This is a genomic window from Shouchella oshimensis, from assembly GCF_002019765.1.
Lineage (GTDB): Bacteria > Bacillota > Bacilli > Bacillales > Bacillaceae_D > Shouchella > Shouchella oshimensis.
On sequence record NZ_KV917380.1, the window covers coordinates 1,974,872 to 1,991,836 of the forward strand.

Below are 16,965 nucleotides of genomic sequence, written 5' to 3' on the forward strand. Positions count from 1 at the left end.
TTTTCGGAGGTGGAATAAGTGATTCGAAATCTAATGATTGGAGCCCTTGCCGTTGCGGTAGTCGGAACAGGTGTATGGGGTTACCAACAAAAAAACGATAAAGAGCATTTGGCGCAAACAGCAGAGAATATGTATCAACGTGCGTATCACGATTTAAGCTTTCATATTGATCAAATTGAAGATGAATTAGGCAAGACGTTGGCGATGAATAGTCAAAGGCAGTTGTCTCCAGCTTTAGCAGACGTATGGCGAGTAACTAGTTTAGCTGAAAAAAGTTTAGCAGAGCTTCCTGTACAAGGGTTAAGCATGGAAGATACAGAAAAATACTTATACAAAATAGCTGACTTCTCTTACCGGACTTCTGTAAGAGACTTAAACCAAGACCCATTGACTGATGAAGAGTATAAAACACTAGAGCAACTTTATGAGCAATCTGCTTCCATTCGCCAATCAATGCGCGAAACACAAGCTATGATGATGAATACAGATATGCACTGGTTAGCTGAGCGAGAAAGAGAAGATAGTGAGCCAGCTCAAAATTCATTTGCGGATCATTTTGAACGAATGAATAAATCTGTTCAAGGCTTTAGCGAAGTAGAGTGGGGAGCAACAGACTCGGCGATTCGTAATTTAAATGGCGAGTTAAAGGATGCACTAGAGGGACGAGAAGAGATATCAAAAGAAGAAGCGAAGCAAGCTGCTCTTGAGCTACTTCAGTTAGGTAAAGAAGCAACGGTTAGAGTTGATGATGCCAGTGATGCTCTTGACTACCCTGCTTATTCTCTTATAATTGATGATCCAGAAAATAAAGCCAATTACAATATGGACATGAGCGTTGAGGGCGGCGAGCCAATATGGTTTATGCAAAGCCGCAAAATTGATAAACAAACCATCGGTTTAAATGAAGCTGTTCAAAAAGCAGATGCGTTTTTAGAGCGTGCAAATAAAGAAGGTATGGTGCTCGTAGAGAGTACGCAATACAATAATCGCGCTGTTCTTGAGTATGCTTATGAAGAGGATGGAGTCCGAATTTACCCAGATTCCATAACCCTTGAAGTAGCTTTAGATGATGGGGACATCGTATCCTATGTTGGGCGTGGGCATATTATACACCATCTTGACTCAAGAAACTTGCCAAATCCAGCTATTTCGAAAGCCGATGCTCAAGGGATGATTAATCCACGAATTGAGGTTATGGAAGACCATCTAGCAGTAATTGAAACAGATTTAAATGAAGACGTCCTTGTCTATGAGTTTTATGGAACAAAAAACAACGATACGTACCGCATTTTCATTAATGCCCAAACTGGTGATGAAGAAAAAGTAGAACGAATGAAAGATACAGAACCTGATTATAGTAACGAATAAAAAGATCGAACTCTCGGTATGTTACGGGGGTTCTTTTCTTTACAGGATGCTTGCCATCTTTTAAAAGTATGAGATAATAGGGGCAGATAAAAAACAAGTTTTAAAAGAAAGTGTGTGAACGATTCATGACGAGTTTTAATGTGGCGATTGATGGTCCTGCAGGTGCGGGAAAAAGTACGGTAGCAAAGCAGGTAGCTGAGAAACTAGGATTTCTTTATATCGATACAGGAGCTATGTACCGAGCCTTAACACAAGCTGCTTTGGCACGAGAAATCGATGTAAAGGACGAAGAGGCTTTAATTCAATTGTTGAGAAACAGCAATCTTGAACTGGCGCCATCCTCTACTGGCACCACCGTCTATTGGGATGGAGAAGATATTACAGAAGACATACGTTCAAACAAAGTAAATCAAACCGTATCGCTTGTTTCTAGCTATAAGCAAATACGTTTATATATGATGGAAAAGCAACAGAAGCTAGCTAGTGAAAAAAATGCTGTGCTTGATGGCAGGGACACCGGTACCCACGTCCTCCCAGACGCTGACGTAAAGGTATTTCTTACAGCTTCTGTTGAGGAACGGGCAAAACGCCGTCATACCGAACAATTAAACAAGGGGCTTACATCTGATTTAGAAGCTATTAAGCGAGATATTGAAAAAAGAGATGAGTTAGATTCGAATCGTGCATTTGCACCGCTTAAACAAGCAGACGATGCAGAAGTTCTTGATACAACATGTATGGATATTAATCAAGTGACAGACGCTATTCTTGATCTTGTGAAGGAGCACTCGGTTTAAATGAAGCTGTATCGTTTTGGACAAGCAGTTTGTCGTCTTGTTTTGCGAACACTATTTAAGGTGGAGATTAGAGGGAAGGAACATATCCCATCCGAAGGCGGTGTCCTTCTTTGCTCGAATCACATTAGCAATTTTGATCCTCCTCTATTAGGTGCGTTTATCCATCGACAAGTGCGCTACATGGCGAAGAAAGAATTGTTTGATAAAAAAGGAATTGGGAAATTATTAAAAGGCTTAGGCGCTTTTCCTGTTAAACGTGGTGGAAGTGATCGGGAATCATTGCGAACGGCTTTACGAATTTTAAAAGAAGGCGACATGGTTGGGTTATTTCCAGAAGGAACACGTTCCAAAACAGGTGAAATCGGGAATGGATTAGCAGGCGCTGGTTTTTTTGCAGGAAAAAGCGAAGCATACGTTATTCCTTGCGTCATCATTGGTCCTTATCGATTTCGTAAACGTGTTATTTTAGCATACGGGGAACCAATAGATATGGAAGCGTATCGTCAGCAGCGAGTATCCGCACAAGAAATAACAGACACCATTATGACTGAAATTCAGCGTTTAAAAGACATACACCAGTAATGAATCGTGGGCTGGTAGAATAAACCCTATGAGGAGGAATTGGCAATGGCTGAAGAAATGAATGTGTTTTCAGTAGGAGACCTTGTAAAAGGAATAGTAACAAAAGTTGAAGATAAACAAGTCTTTGTGGACGTTGGTTTTAAAGTAGACGGGATTGTACCAATTAGTGAATTGGCGGCGCTGCATATTGAAAAAGCAGGTGATGTTGTCGCTGTTAACGATGAATTAGAATTACAAGTGACAAAAGTGGAAGATGATGAGTTGGTTCTGTCTAAAAAAGCAGTGCAAGCTGAAAAAGCATGGCAGCATTTAGAAGAGATCCAACAAAAAGATGAACAAATGGAAGCCACTGTTGCAGAGGTTGTAAAGGGTGGACTTGTTGTCGATGTTGGTGTCCGTGGCTTTGTTCCTGCTTCTCACGTTGAGCGTCATTATGTAGAGGATTTTTCCACTTATATTGGTCAAAAGCTTCAATTGAAAATCATTGAATTGGATAGAGCTAACAACAAGCTTATCCTCTCCCAACGTGCAGTACAAGAAGATGAAGTCGAACAGAAGAAGAAAGAAACGCTACAATCTATTGAAGTGGGTTCAACTGTAACGGGAACGGTCCAACGCTTAGCGACATTTGGTGCATTTGTCGATATTGGTGGCGTTGATGGGTTAGTTCATATTTCACAACTTGCTCACGAACGTGTCGAAAGTCCTCAAGACGTTTTAAGTGAAGGTGAGACGGTAACGGTTAAAGTGCTTTCTGTTGATCTTGATAACGAACGAATCTCGCTATCTATTAAAGAGACACTTCCTGGACCATGGGCGAATGTTGGTACATCATTAAACGTGAACGATATCGTGTCTGGAAAAGTAAAGCGTCTTGCTAATTTTGGAGCTTTTGTCGAAGTACTTCCTGGTGTGGAAGGGCTTGTTCATATTTCACAAATTTCAACTCGTCACATCGGAAACCCGGCTGAGGTACTTGAAGTTGGACAGACAGTTGAAGTGAAAATTCTTGAAATTAATGAAGCGGACAAGCGGATTTCACTAAGCATTCGAGAAGCGCAGGAACAAGAAATTCGCAACGAAACGAAAGCATATGAAAAAGAGCACCAAGAAGAGTCATCTGGATTCTCTTTAGCAGACATGATTGGTGATCAATTAAAAAACTATCGCCCGTAATCGTTCATTTTCGTGAATGAGCGAAACGGCTGCATGTCTAATCTAGTAAAAATCCGTCCATAATCATCATAGAGGTGATTTATAATGGACGGTTTTTATTTTTATTGGCTTGGGTGGATCGTGTTTGGACTTATGACGTTTTTTATGCCAAAAACCATCTTTCGCGCCATTGGTAGCGTGATTGTCTTAGCGTTGTTGCTATTCGTACCATTAACATGGACGTATGCCCACTATTCTTTCAGTGTTGGCTTTGTCTTTTTGCTCGTTTGTTGCTACGCGGCAATTGGTCAAAGAGCAATGAAACAACTGATCTATCCTCTATTTGTTTCGATTGTTATTGCAGCCGTTTATTTTGGCGTTCAAGCTTTTATCCGAATGGATCCAGTTGTTTTATTAGTTGGACCTTATGTCGTTCAACTTATTCTACCAGTTTGTGTAGCGCTTCTTCTACTTCGTGGGTATAAAAGGTCCATTGTTCTTGTAATCGGGATGATGCACGGAGAGGTTTTTGTACAAATTCAACAGTCTCAGGGAATGCCAGTTTTAATCGGATCACTGGCTTTCTGGGACCTTGTTGCCTTTTCTTTTATTTTCAGTGTGAGTATCACGTGGATTACAGTGGTCATTCAGCAACTTGAAAAGCGAACTGTTAGACGTCATATTCCGCCATCATCCATCGGAAATAGGATAGACAAGCATGCATGAGTTTAGTAAACTAATTGAGTTAGACAAAATTTATAGAAGCACGAAGTAGGAAGGGTGTGAGATTGTGACAAAACCAGTCGTTGCAATCGTTGGAAGACCAAACGTAGGAAAGTCTACGATTTTTAACCGGATTGTCGGGGAACGCGTTGCGATAGTGGAGGATATGCCAGGCGTAACGAGAGATCGACTTTATAATAAAGCGGAATGGTTAAATCATGAGTTTAATATAATTGATACAGGTGGAATTGAACTTGGAGACGAGCCGTTGCTTGCGCAAATGCGCCAACAGGCGGAAATTGCTATTGATGAAGCCCATGTCATTATTTTCTTAGTAAGCGCAAAAGAAGGAATTACTGCAGCCGATCAAGAAGTGGTGAATATGTTATTCCGCTCTAAAAAACCAGTCGTTTTAGGTGTAAATAAAGTGGATAACCCTGAAATGCGTGACCAGCTTTACGAATTTTATGGCTTAGGTATTGGTGAGCCGTTTCCCATATCTGGCGCACATGGATTAGGCTTAGGAGATTTACTTGATGCTGTTGTTGATCATTTCCCTACTGACTTAGAAGTGGCATATGGAGAAGAAGCGATTAAGATGGCATTAATTGGCCGTCCAAATGTTGGGAAGTCTTCTCTCGTAAATGCTTTACTTGGCGAAGAGCGAGTCATCGTCAGTCAAATTCCAGGTACAACTCGGGACGCAATTGATACATCGTTTACAAAAGATGAGCAAGAGTATGTCGTGATTGATACTGCTGGAATGAGAAAAAGAGGAAAAGTGTATGAGGCAACAGAAAAATATAGTGTTCTTCGTTCATTAAAAGCAATTGATCGTTCTGATGTCATTTTAGTCGTGATTAACGGAGAAGAAGGCATCATTGAACAAGACAAAAAAATTGCCGGTTACGCCCATGAAGCGGGACGAGCAATTGTTATTGTTGTGAATAAATGGGATGCTTTAGAAAAAGACCACAAAACGATGCAACGTTTTGTTGAAGACATTCGTCAGGAATTTCAGTTCCTTTCGTATGCACCCATTGTCTTTTTATCTGCAAAAACAAAGCAACGCCTTCATTTATTATTACCAGAAGTGAAGAAAGTGTCAGAGAATCACCATTTACGTGTGTCAACACATGTATTGAACGATATGATTATGGATGCAGTAGCAATGAACCCAACGCCAACAGATAAAGGAAAACGTTTAAAGATTAATTACGTAACGCAAGTAGCTGTTCAACCACCGACATTTGTCTTTTTTGTGAATGAACCGGAACTTATGCATTTTTCGTACCGTCGCTTTCTAGAAAACCGTTTGCGAGCTACGTTTAACTTTGAAGGAACGCCGATTCATATTATTTCTCGTAAGAAAAATGATTAATGGTGTGTGTAAAGGGGGAAGCACATGATTATCACAACCATTTTTTTCGTGTTGTTCAGTTATTTACTCGGTTCAGTAAGTTTTAGTTACCTTATTGCGAAGAAAATAAAAAAAATTGATATTCGTAAAGAAGGAAGTGGGAATGCAGGAGCAACGAATACGTTGCGGGTTTTAGGGGTAGGACCCGCTATTACAGTGCTTTTGCTCGATGTGGTGAAGGGTGTTTTACCAGTTCTACTGGCTATGCTCTTCACTGATGCTGCGTTTGTTCACGTGCTCACGGGCTTTGCTGCTATTCTCGGACACAATTGGCCTATTTATTTCGGTTTTAGAGGCGGTAAGGGAGTAGCAACCTCCATCGGTGTACTCGTTAGTCTTGTATTCCTTCCAGCCTTGCTTGCAGGAGTTGTGGCCATTGCGAGTATTTTCATTACTAGATATGTGTCGCTAGGTTCCTTATTATTTGCTGTACTAACTCCTGTAGCACTCGTATTATTAATGCTTATCCCAAGCTTTTCCTATCCATTTGAATACATGTTGTTTACCGTTATATTGGCGGTTATGTCGCTGTGGCGTCATCGCACGAACGTGAGCCGACTTTTATCAGGGACAGAAAATAAAATTGGCAGAAAGCATGCATAGGAGTAGATAAAAATGAAGCAAAAACTAGCTGTAATTGGTGCAGGGAGCTGGGGTACTGCCCTAGCTGTCGTTCTTGCTGATAATGGACACGATGTTCGATTAGTTGCAAGAAGACAAAGTCAAGTAGATGAGATTAATCAACTTCATACGAATGAGAAATATTTAGGACAAGTACAGTTACCTGAGTCATTAACGGCTTATCTTGAGATGGAAGAAGCGGTAAGGGATGCAGATGCCATCATTCTCGTCGTTCCATCAAAAGCGATGCGCGAAACAGTTCAAGGGCTTGTCGCAATTCTAGAACAACCAGTTCCTATTATTCATGCGAGCAAAGGAATTGAACCAAATACATATAAACGAGTGTCAGAAGTTATTGAAGATGCTGCAGCAGGATCACCTCATGTGGCTTCTATAACGGTATTATCAGGTCCGAGTCATGCAGAAGAAGTAGCCCTTCGTCAACCGACCACGGTAACGGTCGCATCACGTACTGAATCGGCTGCAGCGTACGCGCAAGAGTTGTTCATGAATCAGCAGTTTAGAGTGTATACAAATCCTGATTTAATTGGCGTCGAAATTGGTGGCGCTTTAAAGAACATTATCGCCCTAGTTTGTGGTGTGACAAACGGTCTTGGATATGGAGATAATACAAAAGCAGCCATTATGACTAGAGGCTTAACCGAAATTTCTCGACTTGGTGTTCATATGGGCGCGCAGCCTCTTACATTTTCAGGTTTAACAGGATTAGGCGATTTAATTGTTACCTGTACAAGCGTACATTCTCGAAACTGGCGTGCTGGACATATGTTAGGAAAAGGAAAATCAATGGAAGAGGTTCTTGAGGAAATGGGAATGGTTGTTGAAGGGATACGGACAACGCAAGCTGCTTATGAACTCGCCAAAAAAGAAAACATTAACATGCCGTTAACAGAGGCGCTTTACGCTGTGTTGTTTAATGGCGTTGACCCAATTAAAGCGGCTGAAGATTTGATGGGTCGTGTAAAGCGAAATGAAGTAGAGGAATTGTACCATCTCGATTAACGGCTTCCACGTTCGCACATTTTTTCTCCCCCATGCATACGATGAAAGGAACGTAAGCATGAGGAGGGATTGGATGTTTAAGAAAAATGATTCGTTTTTTGATCAAGTTCAAAAAAACACAAAGGTTCGCCCGGATGAGCTTTTAAAACTAGCAAACTCTGTTAGTCAATCAAACTTAAAAGACGAAGCAACGTTGCGTGATTTAATTAGTCGTGTTGCTGCAATGGCAAACAAACCTGTTTCAAAAGAAAAAGAAGATCAGATTGTTTCTGCGATTTTAAATAATAACATGCCAACGGATTTGTCGTCTTTGACAAAAATGTTTAACAACAAAAAGTAGAGAAAATAGTCAAACATCCAAACAAAAATTCGAAGCCTGCATATACTGCAATAGAACACCTACTATTATAAGGGCAAGAAAAAGGATTTAGTCAAGCTAGAGAGGAGAGCCCCACTCCTGTCTAGCTTTTTAGCTGTTGTCACAGAATTTGATATGCTATACTTGAAAGGATGGAAGGATAAGAGAGGTGTATAAAATGTCCTTAGCTATGCTAAATATGTACATATCATTTGGTGGAATTATTTTAATGTTTGTATCAGCCGGCACAGCCTTTTTGGCTAGAACAAAATTAAGTGGATTTTTAGCGAGAATTGTTTTAGCGTTTTCATTTATCTGTATGGTTGTGGCTGGTTTAATTGTCGCCTATATTGTAATTGGTGGACCCACGTCAAACTTCATGAGATAAAGGGGTTATAGAATGAAACGCTTGACCATTTATAGTGTTGCCATTGTGTTTTTGTTAGCGGGCTGTATGCTACCCAACGAACAGCGAGTTGAAAATCAAGTGCCTTATGCCGATCAAATGGCAAGTGTACAAGCAGCAATTGATCAATTTCAAGAGGAAACTGGGGTATTGCCAATTAAAACGTTCGACGAAAGCACGAACTTATATCAGCGCTATGTCATTGATTTTAGGCAGCTTATCCCAACCTATATGCAAGATGCACCAGGGTCTTCGTTTGAAAATGGAGGAGTTTATCAATATGTCCTAGTAAATGTAGAAGAAGAGCCTGAGGTAAAAGTTATTGATGTGCGTATTATGAATGAGATCAATACGTTAACTCAACGAATTAATGATTATCGACGCGAGCATACCTATGCGCCTATTAAAGAATCTCTTGATTATGACTTGTTTACATTGGATTTTGAAGCGCTTGGTTATAAAGAAGAGCCTTATATTGATAGTCCTTATAATCAAACTCGCTTGCCATTGCTTTATACAAATAGTGGTGACATTATGATCGACTATCGATTGGATTTAATTGAATTACAATCAGAGATGGATGGATCTTTTGCGACTGAAACGGATTTGCGAACTTATCTGTATGAAGATGCACCATTTGTTCCTGTGTTCTCTGTTCCGTATACGTATTCAGAAGCTGACGGGATTCAATACGATACAAAATTCTATGAAAATGAATAAAATAGGTCTAGATTGCCCCTTCCACTCGTAAGATAGAATTGGAAGGGGCATTATCTTTATCGTCTCCCCTTTCAAGAGTGGATGCAGAAAAATATTCACCGTAGTCAGTCATATTAATAGGACAATGTCATAGAATTGGTAGTGGTTAGAGGTATAAGACTCGGCTGCATCATATTTTACTTGACCGGGAGGGGAATGATCTTGTTGGAAAAAGTAGATATCTTCAAAGATATCGCGGAGCGAACAGGTGGCGACATTTATCTCGGTGTCGTTGGAGCGGTTCGCACGGGAAAATCGACCTTTATTAAGAAATTCATGGAACTTGTGGTGCTTCCTAACATCGAAAATGAAGCAGATAAGAACAGGGCTCAAGATGAGCTTCCACAGTCCGCAGCAGGTAAACAAATCATGACGACGGAGCCAAAATTTGTACCAAACCAAGCCGTTTCCATCCATGTTGATGAAGGGCTTGATGTAAATATTCGCCTCGTTGACTGTGTTGGTTATGCTGTACCTGGAGCAAAAGGCTACGAAGATGAAAATGGACCTCGCATGATTCATACACCTTGGTATGAAGAACCGATTCCATTTCAAGAGGCAGCAGAAATTGGGACGAGGAAAGTAATTCAAGAGCACTCTACACTTGGTGTTGTTGTGACAACTGATGGCACAATTGGGGACATTCCAAGGAGCGATTACGTTGAATCAGAATCACGAGTTGTGGAAGAGCTTAAAGAAGTTGGTAAACCATTTATTATGATCGTTAACAGTGTAAGACCACATCACCCAGAAACAGAGCAGCTTCGGTCTTCGCTTTCAGAAGAATACGATATTCCGGTACTGGCTATGAGTGTTGAAGGCATGAACGAGCATGATATTAATAGTGTATTAAGAGAGGTTCTGTTTGAGTTCCCAGTACATGAAGTGAATGTGAATTTACCTAGCTGGGTAATGGTACTGAAGAACGACCATTGGCTTCGAGAAAGTTATGAAGAGTCGGTTCGTGAAACGGTTAAAGATATCAAGCGTTTGCGAGACGTTGATCGTGTTGTTAGCCAATTTACAGAACTCGAATTTATTGATCAAGCCAAACTAGCCGGTATCGAAATGGGGCAAGGTATTGCCGAGATTGATTTGTATGCCCCAGATGAGCTATACGATCAAGTATTAAAAGAAGTAGTCGGTGTAGAAATACGTGGTAAGGACCATCTTTTATCTTTGATGCAAGACTTTGCTCATGCAAAAACCGAATATGATCAAGTGGCTGATGCCTTGCGAATGGTTAAGCAAACCGGTTATGGCATTGCTGCACCGTCACTAGCCGATATGAGTTTAGATGAACCTGAAATTATTCGTCAAGGGTCGCGTTTCGGTGTTCGGTTAAAAGCTGTAGCGCCGTCTATTCATATGGTGAAAGTGGACGTAGAATCAGAATTTGCCCCTATTATTGGAACCGAAAAGCAAAGTGAAGAACTCGTCCGCTATCTCATGCAAGACTTTGAAGAAAATCCACTTTCAATTTGGAATTCCGACATCTTCGGGCGATCACTTAATTCGATTGTACGTGAGGGGATTTCTGCAAAGCTTTCGTTAATGCCAGAAAATGCCCGTTATAAGTTACAAGAAACCCTAGAGAGAATTATTAACGAAGGTTCTGGTGGGTTAATTGCGATTATTTTGTGAATAAAAGAACTCTCTCCCTTAGGAGTGAGTTCTTTTTGCTTTTCCTTGATACTTTTGCTAATCTTTATAAGAGATTCGAAGTGGATAGCACGATGATGGAGGGACAAGAATGGTTGATCAACATAAAATAGAAACCGCAGTAAGAATGATTCTGGAGGCAGTAGGTGAAGACCCAGAGAGAGAAGGGCTTATTGATACACCGAGACGCGTTGCAAAAATGTATGAAGAAATGTTTAGTGGATTGCGCGAAGATCCGAAAACCCATTTGCAAACGGTCTTTACGGAAGATCACGAAGAGCTTGTGCTTGTTAAAGACATAACGTTTTATTCTATGTGTGAGCATCATTTAGTTCCTTTTTTCGGAAAAGCTCATATTGCGTATCTTCCAAATGAAGGCAAAGTGACAGGGCTTAGCAAACTCGCTCGTACCGTAGATGGCATTGCGAGACAGCCTCAAGTTCAAGAGAGAATGACGAAAACACTTGCTGACGCACTTGAAGAAACGTTAGGGGCAAAAGGTGTCATGGTAGTTGTTTCAGCTGAACATATGTGTATGTCGATGAGAGGTATTAAAAAACCTGGCTCTAAAACAGTTACAACAGCTGCTCGCGGTGTTTTCAAAGACGACCCAATAGCAAGACAAGAAGTTTTGTCATTTATTTAAGTGAGAACCTCTAATAAGAGATGGTTGGTTTTATTCGTTCATATGCAACGCAAAAAATTCGTTTAATAGTGGAGGAGAAAAGATGAGTCAAAACGCTGATTTTTTTGTTATTAAAGCAAGGGAAAATGGTGTACAAGTCATTGGTTTAACACGTGGTTCTGATACACGTTTTCATCACTCGGAAAAACTTGACAAAGGTGAAGTCATGATTGGGCAATTTACAGAGCATACGTCTGCGGTGAAAATAAGAGGAAAAGCTGTTATTCAAACAAGTCATGGCACTATGGACACAGATGAAGAGTAAATTAGCAGGATGTAGTGTTTATGAATGGTTGCTGTGCTATACTTGATAGAGATCATCTGTATAGCAGGCGAAAGAAAGGAAAGTTTGTATGAGAGATAAAGGAGCGGTCGATATTTCAACTGCTACTGAATTAAAACAGCATTTTGACCAACTAGTGCAACATGATTATTTACAACAATATATTGACGACACTCGACCGGACCAAGATGAATTGTGGCTTGCTTACCAACTCATTCGTGAAGTGGAGCCAGAAGAACGAGCTCTGGCCATATCGCTGGCTTGGGGCTTTGTTCATGCTGGTGTCATGATTCATGATCTTGTTTCGTTACATAATGAGGACGACGATCGGTTAAAAAAGAGAAGGCAGCTAAATGTACTTGCTGGAGATTTTTATAGTGCGCGTTACTATCAATCGTTAGCAGGCGTGAATGCAGTCGATATGGTTGAATTATTTGGAAGCACGCTTCAAGAGATTTACGAATTGAAAATGGCTCATTACATGGACAAGTCGTTAACAGTAGAAGTACTATATGATCAAAAAGCAACGGTCGATGCTTTACTCTTGCTAAGAATTATTCAAAAAGAGACGGATGAAGCGTATGTAAAGCGACTGGAGAGATTCTTTTTAACCAAAAGAGTGAAGAGGGAATTACAAGCGACTGTCGATAAAGAAACAATCAACGTGTTACAGAAAAAGCTTGTCCAGACGGAGCAATCACTAAAGTCGTTCCTCAATAGCCAACGCAATGATATTCTCGATCAGTTTTTTTATGGGAGGCTTACAACATGAGTCAGTCTAAGGAGGAGCGCGTTCACAGCGTTTTTCAGTCTATTCATAAGAGATACGATTTGATGAACTCTGTCATTAGCTTGCAACGGCATAAAGCATGGCGTAAAGATACAATGAAACGCATGGCTGTTCAAAAAAACAATTCTGCTCTAGATGTTTGCTGTGGGACAGCCGATTGGTCCATTGCTTTAAGTGAAGCTGTTGGAGACGGTGGACGAGTAGTAGGTTTAGACTTTAGTGAAAACATGTTAGAAGTTGGCAAGGAAAAAGTAAAGCAATACGGCATGAAAAACATTGAATTGATTCAAGGGAACGCCATGGATCTACCGTTTGAAGACAATACATTTGACTATGTCACAATTGGGTTCGGACTTCGAAATGTACCAGATTACATGCAAGTCTTGAAGGAAATGGTACGTGTAACGAAACCAGGTGGAAGAATTGTGTGTCTGGAAACATCTCAGCCGACTATTCCAGGTTTTAAACAACTCTATTTCTTTTACTTTAAACATGTCATGCCTCTTGCTGGAAAACTGCTAGTTAAAAAATACGATGAATACGCGTGGCTACATGAATCAACGTTAGCATTCCCCAATCGAGAGAAGTTAGCGAGTATGTTTCGTGAAGCAGGCATGATAAACGTTGAAGTCAAGAGTTATACTGGCGGTGTTGCCTCTATGCATTTAGGACAAAAGCCGCAGAAGGACTCGTAGAAGGAGTTATCATTAATGGGGATAGCAGTAGGATCAAAAACAAAAACGTTTATGCGAATGATTAAAATCGAACATACGATTTTTGCACTTCCATTTGCATTTTTTGCTATGTTATTAGGCAGTCTTGTAGTGAACGGCCATTTTCCAACGTTTTTACAATGGTTTTGGGTAACGATTGCCATGATCGGGGCTAGAAGTGCAGCTATGTCGTTGAACCGTGTGATTGACGCTACAATTGATAAACATAATCCAAGAACCGCAAATCGTGAGATACCAGCAGGATTACTTTCGAAAGCAGATGTATGGATCTTTATTACCGTATCGTTTGCCCTTCTATTTCTTGCTGCGTTTAATCTTAATCTATTATCTGTATATCTATTACCAATTGCTGTTTTTTTTCTCGTATTCTACTCTTACACGAAACGATTTACATGGCTATGTCATGTTGTACTAGGTGTGACAATTGGAATTGCTCCGCTTGGTGGCTGGGTTGCCGTTACAGGTGAATTATCATTGATGCCTTTCGTGTTGTTTGGCGCCGTCCTTTTTTGGTTAGCTGGATTTGATACCGTTTATGCCACTCAGGATGCCGACTATGACGCTTCAAACGGGTTGTATTCAATACCAAGCCGTTTTGGCGTTGCAAAAGCTCTTGTAATCGCGAGAGGTTTTCACATTGTTAGTTTTCTTTTTTTTGTTTTACTCTTTTTCTATTCTCCACTTAGTTGGTTTTATTTAATCGGCGTACTTGTTGCAGGCATGATCATGATTTATCAGCACTCCATAGTGAAGAAGGATGATTTATCTAAAGTGCAACTTGCATTTTTTCCGATGAATGGTACCCTTTCTGTCATGCTGTTTGCCTTCGCTTTTGTTGATATGTTGTTTTTGCGATACTTTTAAAAAACGGGCTGACGAAGGCAGATAGATTTAGGGAAAAATGAAAAAAACTTTCTCTTATACGATAGAGAGGGGCGTAACCATCCCGTATAACCGTATCACTAGTGAGAAAAAAGAAAACCATTTATAAAACGAGCAGACCTTTAGGCTGCATAAGGGTGGCGTTCATGAAGTTAGCAGAAATATATAAAGAGTTTCAAACAGATATTGAATACATTGAATCCATATTAGAACGTACACTTTCAGCTGAACACCCCGTTTTAAACGAGGCATCGACGGATCTCTTAAAAGCGGGTGGTAAAAGAATTCGTCCAGTTCTTGTTCTTTTAGCTGGAAAGTTTGGAAACTACGACTTGGAAAAATTAAAGCATATCGCTGCATCGCTAGAGTTAATTCATATGGGTTCTTTAGTTCACGACGATGTGATTGATAATGCTTCATTAAGAAGAGGAAATGAGACGGTTATGGCAAGGTGGGATAATCGTGTTGCCATGTATACAGGAGATTATATTTTTGGTCATGCCATTGAAACAACGAAAGCGTTTCAAGATAAGCGTGTACATGTAATTATTTCCGATGCAATGCATCAAATGTGTCTTGGCGAAGTTGAACAAATTAGAGATCAATACAATTGGGATCAAACCATTCGCACATACTTTAGGAGAATAAAACGAAAAACTGCTCTTTTAATTGCGGTTAGCTCTCAGTTAGGTGCGATTGCAGCGAATGTAGAAGAAGAGCTACAACAACAAATGTATTATTTTGCTTATTTCCTCGGCATGTCTTATCAAATTATGGATGATATATTAGATTTTGTCGGGACAAAAGAACAACTCGGAAAACCAGCTGGTGGGGATCTACGTCAAGGGAATGTAACCCTTCCTGCATTGTATGCGATGGATACGAACCCATCGTTTAAAGAAAAGCTAAGGAAAGAATTAACGAAAGACACAGCAAAAACGATAACGATGGAACCGTTCCTGAATGATGTACGTAACTCTGGCGGAATCGAGTATGCGCAAGACTTAAGTGACCGTTATTTAAGCAAAGCGTATGCGCTGCTAAATGAATTCCCTAATTGTGAGGCGAAGACCCATTTAAAACAAGTTGCCGCTTATATTGGTCGACGGAAGTATTGAGTCACGTTATAAAAAGCCGGTTGAGAACATTCCTCATCCGGTTTTTTTGTGGATAATAGTGGGAATATTCTCTTTACTAGAAAAGTGTCAACGTGCGAGGAAAAACGAATATTTTCGCTATTTTTATTGTTAGCGCTTACTTCATTTGCTATACTAAAAGAGTTAACGAATAAACTAGATAAAGTGGGGTTGGAATGTTGGAACGTACATATGTGATGATTAAGCCTGATGGAGTTCAACGTAATTTAATTGGACCAATCGTTTCTCGTTTTGAGCAAAAAGGATTTAAACTTGTGGCGGGTAAACTTGTAACGTTAAGTAAAGAAACAGCTGAGACTCATTACGGTGAACACCGTGAAAAGCCCTTTTTTAATGAGCTTGTTACCTTTATTACATCGGGTCCAGTGTTTGCAATGGTTTGGGAAGGTGAACAAGCTGTGAAAATCTCTCGCCATTTAATCGGCGCGACGAATCCGGCTGAAGCTACACCAGGTTCTATTCGTGGAGATTACGCCATTCAAGTTGGTATGAATGTGATTCACGGCTCTGATTCTACTGAAAGTGCTGATCGTGAAATTGGCATATTCTTTTCAGAAGAAGAGCTTTCAACATATGAAAAAAATACAAACGTTTGGGTGTAAGTGTCATGCACAAGCGTTAGAGGGTACGGAAGGATGTCTTTTCATCCTTCCGTACTTTTTTATGTTAGACAAGATCCTTCTAAAAGGTCGAATGTACCCGATTTAAGCATTTTCGTGGTACACTAATAGGAAAAATGAAAGAGATGGAGCGTTTGAATATGCACGATCAAGATGATTACGAAGCCTTTTCTGATCTTTTCGCAACGTTAACAGGCATTCACTTACAAGCGTATAAACGCTCGCAAATGGAACGCCGTTTACGGTCATTAAGTGTAAAACATGGAATGAGTAGCATGAAGGCATATGGAGAGGCACTTAAAAAAGACCCGGCTCTTTTGTCTGAATGTAAAGAAAAAATGACAATTAATGTTACTTCTTTCTTTCGAAATGCAGATCGCTGGGAACGTGTAACAGATTGGCTATCTACTCGCCACCAGTTGACAAAAAAACCATTAGCTATTTGGAGTGCTGCCTGCTCTTCAGGTGAAGAGGCATATACTGTAGCGATGCTATGTAAGCGAAACGGTTTACCCCTAGAGAATAATCAGGTGCAAGCAACAGACTTAGATGAACAGATGATTCGTAAAGCTAAAAGTGGCCGTTACTCGGCGCAAGCAGCACAAACCGTTTTAGGAGAAGAGATGCTAAGTCGCTTTTTTCAAAAAGAAGACGTTGATTTTTGCGTCGTAGACGAGATTAAAGAAATGGTTTCATTTTCTACTTTAGATTTGATCCATGACGATTTCCCAAAACAGATGGATATGGTTATTTGTCGAAATGTATGCATTTATTTTACAGAAGAAACGAAAGAACGTATTTTCATGAAACTAAGTGATGCTTTAAAAGAAGGAGGGCTTCTGTTTGTAGGAAGTACAGAGCAAATTTTTCACCCTCATACATATGGATTAACAGCGATAGCTCCTTTTTTTTATCAGAAAACAAATTGAAAAATTGCAAT

Annotated in this window: 20 protein-coding genes; all 20 read left to right on the top strand. The window is 40.2% G+C overall.

Annotated elements, in window-relative coordinates:
* Positions 1-18 precede the first annotated feature (18 nt).
* The 20 genes from ypeB (at position 19) to BK583_RS10055 (ending at position 16,954) form a co-directional block, all read left to right on the top strand.
* Positions 19-1,368: a germination protein YpeB gene (gene ypeB / locus BK583_RS09960; RefSeq protein ID WP_055737643.1), complete on the top strand. Its 1,350-nt coding sequence runs from the start codon at positions 19-21 to the stop codon at positions 1,366-1,368.
* Positions 1,369-1,493: 125 nt separating this feature from the next.
* Positions 1,494-2,165, top strand: a complete 672-nt coding sequence (gene cmk, locus BK583_RS09965; protein WP_055737644.1) for a (d)CMP kinase — start codon at positions 1,494-1,496, stop codon at positions 2,163-2,165.
* Complete coding sequence (locus BK583_RS09970; RefSeq protein ID WP_038480297.1) at positions 2,166-2,747, top strand: lysophospholipid acyltransferase family protein; 582 nt, start codon at positions 2,166-2,168, stop codon at positions 2,745-2,747.
* A 45-nt stretch (positions 2,748-2,792) separates the two neighbouring features.
* Positions 2,793-3,923 (top strand): 30S ribosomal protein S1, encoded by a 1,131-nt coding sequence (gene rpsA / locus BK583_RS09975; RefSeq protein WP_055737645.1) that lies wholly within the window; start codon positions 2,793-2,795, stop codon positions 3,921-3,923.
* 84 nt (positions 3,924-4,007) lie between these two features.
* Complete coding sequence (locus BK583_RS09980) at positions 4,008-4,628, top strand: YphA family membrane protein (RefSeq protein WP_038480289.1); 621 nt, start codon at positions 4,008-4,010, stop codon at positions 4,626-4,628.
* A 64-nt stretch (positions 4,629-4,692) separates the two neighbouring features.
* The gene (der, locus tag BK583_RS09985) at positions 4,693-6,006 is read left to right on the top strand and encodes a ribosome biogenesis GTPase Der (RefSeq protein ID WP_038480286.1); all 1,314 of its coding nucleotides are present in this window, start codon (positions 4,693-4,695) and stop codon (positions 6,004-6,006) included.
* Between the two features lie 24 nt (positions 6,007-6,030).
* Positions 6,031-6,648: a glycerol-3-phosphate 1-O-acyltransferase PlsY gene (plsY, locus tag BK583_RS09990; protein ID WP_038480283.1), complete on the top strand. Its 618-nt coding sequence runs from the start codon at positions 6,031-6,033 to the stop codon at positions 6,646-6,648.
* A gap of 12 nt (positions 6,649-6,660) precedes the next feature.
* Positions 6,661-7,689: an NAD(P)H-dependent glycerol-3-phosphate dehydrogenase gene (locus BK583_RS09995; protein WP_038480280.1), complete on the top strand. Its 1,029-nt coding sequence runs from the start codon at positions 6,661-6,663 to the stop codon at positions 7,687-7,689.
* 73 nt (positions 7,690-7,762) lie between these two features.
* Positions 7,763-8,029 (top strand): stage VI sporulation protein F, encoded by a 267-nt coding sequence (locus BK583_RS10000; RefSeq protein WP_035398737.1) that lies wholly within the window; start codon positions 7,763-7,765, stop codon positions 8,027-8,029.
* 196 nt (positions 8,030-8,225) lie between these two features.
* Positions 8,226-8,435, top strand: coding sequence for a DUF2768 domain-containing protein (locus BK583_RS10005; protein WP_038480277.1), 210 nt, complete (start codon positions 8,226-8,228; stop codon positions 8,433-8,435).
* A gap of 12 nt (positions 8,436-8,447) precedes the next feature.
* A complete protein-coding gene (locus tag BK583_RS10010) occupies positions 8,448-9,173 on the top strand; it encodes a YphF family lipoprotein (RefSeq protein ID WP_055737646.1) in 726 nt (241 codons plus the stop codon).
* 204 nt (positions 9,174-9,377) lie between these two features.
* Entirely contained in the window at positions 9,378-10,856 is a 1,479-nt protein-coding gene (spoIVA, locus tag BK583_RS10015) for a stage IV sporulation protein A (RefSeq protein ID WP_038485685.1), read from the top strand.
* A 109-nt stretch (positions 10,857-10,965) separates the two neighbouring features.
* On the top strand, positions 10,966-11,520 hold the full coding sequence (folE, locus tag BK583_RS10020) for a GTP cyclohydrolase I FolE (RefSeq protein WP_038480271.1): 555 nt from the start codon (positions 10,966-10,968) through the stop codon (positions 11,518-11,520).
* An 82-nt stretch (positions 11,521-11,602) separates the two neighbouring features.
* On the top strand, positions 11,603-11,824 hold the full coding sequence (gene mtrB / locus BK583_RS10025) for a trp RNA-binding attenuation protein MtrB (RefSeq protein ID WP_051667525.1): 222 nt from the start codon (positions 11,603-11,605) through the stop codon (positions 11,822-11,824).
* An 88-nt stretch (positions 11,825-11,912) separates the two neighbouring features.
* Positions 11,913-12,614: a heptaprenyl diphosphate synthase component 1 gene (locus tag BK583_RS10030; RefSeq protein WP_055737647.1), complete on the top strand. Its 702-nt coding sequence runs from the start codon at positions 11,913-11,915 to the stop codon at positions 12,612-12,614.
* Positions 12,611-13,327: a demethylmenaquinone methyltransferase gene (locus BK583_RS10035; protein ID WP_038480262.1), complete on the top strand. Its 717-nt coding sequence runs from the start codon at positions 12,611-12,613 to the stop codon at positions 13,325-13,327. Before BK583_RS10030 ends, BK583_RS10035 begins: the two co-directional genes overlap by 4 nt.
* Positions 13,328-13,342: 15 nt before the next feature.
* Positions 13,343-14,230 carry a UbiA-like polyprenyltransferase gene (locus BK583_RS10040; protein ID WP_055737648.1) on the top strand — a complete coding sequence of 296 codons (888 nt, stop codon included), beginning with the start codon at positions 13,343-13,345 and terminating at the stop codon, positions 14,228-14,230.
* Positions 14,231-14,394: 164 nt separating this feature from the next.
* Positions 14,395-15,366: a heptaprenyl diphosphate synthase component II gene (hepT, locus tag BK583_RS10045; RefSeq protein WP_055737649.1), complete on the top strand. Its 972-nt coding sequence runs from the start codon at positions 14,395-14,397 to the stop codon at positions 15,364-15,366.
* A gap of 197 nt (positions 15,367-15,563) precedes the next feature.
* The gene (gene ndk, locus BK583_RS10050; RefSeq protein ID WP_038485682.1) at positions 15,564-16,007 is read left to right on the top strand and encodes a nucleoside-diphosphate kinase; all 444 of its coding nucleotides are present in this window, start codon (positions 15,564-15,566) and stop codon (positions 16,005-16,007) included.
* A gap of 158 nt (positions 16,008-16,165) precedes the next feature.
* Positions 16,166-16,954 (top strand): CheR family methyltransferase, encoded by a 789-nt coding sequence (locus BK583_RS10055; RefSeq protein ID WP_055737650.1) that lies wholly within the window; start codon positions 16,166-16,168, stop codon positions 16,952-16,954.
* Positions 16,955-16,965 lie beyond the last annotated feature (11 nt).

Bases quoted from the DNA above. Each gene is read 5' to 3' on its own strand.
- cmk (WP_055737644.1), top strand. From the start codon at position 1,494: ATGACGAGTTTTAATGTGGCGATTGATGGTCCTGCAGGTGCGGGAAAA.
- BK583_RS09970 (WP_038480297.1), top strand. From the start codon at position 2,166: ATGAAGCTGTATCGTTTTGGACAAGCAGTTTGTCGTCTTGTTTTGCGA.
- rpsA (WP_055737645.1), top strand. From the start codon at position 2,793: ATGGCTGAAGAAATGAATGTGTTTTCAGTAGGAGACCTTGTAAAAGGA.
- BK583_RS09980 (WP_038480289.1), top strand. From the start codon at position 4,008: ATGGACGGTTTTTATTTTTATTGGCTTGGGTGGATCGTGTTTGGACTT.
- plsY (WP_038480283.1), top strand. From the start codon at position 6,031: ATGATTATCACAACCATTTTTTTCGTGTTGTTCAGTTATTTACTCGGT.
- BK583_RS09995 (WP_038480280.1), top strand. From the start codon at position 6,661: ATGAAGCAAAAACTAGCTGTAATTGGTGCAGGGAGCTGGGGTACTGCC.
- BK583_RS10000 (WP_035398737.1), top strand. From the start codon at position 7,763: ATGTTTAAGAAAAATGATTCGTTTTTTGATCAAGTTCAAAAAAACACA.
- BK583_RS10005 (WP_038480277.1), top strand. From the start codon at position 8,226: ATGTCCTTAGCTATGCTAAATATGTACATATCATTTGGTGGAATTATT.
- BK583_RS10010 (WP_055737646.1), top strand. From the start codon at position 8,448: ATGAAACGCTTGACCATTTATAGTGTTGCCATTGTGTTTTTGTTAGCG.
- folE (WP_038480271.1), top strand. From the start codon at position 10,966: ATGGTTGATCAACATAAAATAGAAACCGCAGTAAGAATGATTCTGGAG.
- mtrB (WP_051667525.1), top strand. From the start codon at position 11,603: ATGAGTCAAAACGCTGATTTTTTTGTTATTAAAGCAAGGGAAAATGGT.
- BK583_RS10030 (WP_055737647.1), top strand. From the start codon at position 11,913: ATGAGAGATAAAGGAGCGGTCGATATTTCAACTGCTACTGAATTAAAA.
- BK583_RS10035 (WP_038480262.1), top strand. From the start codon at position 12,611: ATGAGTCAGTCTAAGGAGGAGCGCGTTCACAGCGTTTTTCAGTCTATT.
- BK583_RS10040 (WP_055737648.1), top strand. From the start codon at position 13,343: ATGGGGATAGCAGTAGGATCAAAAACAAAAACGTTTATGCGAATGATT.
- hepT (WP_055737649.1), top strand. From the start codon at position 14,395: ATGAAGTTAGCAGAAATATATAAAGAGTTTCAAACAGATATTGAATAC.
- BK583_RS10055 (WP_055737650.1), top strand. From the start codon at position 16,166: ATGCACGATCAAGATGATTACGAAGCCTTTTCTGATCTTTTCGCAACG.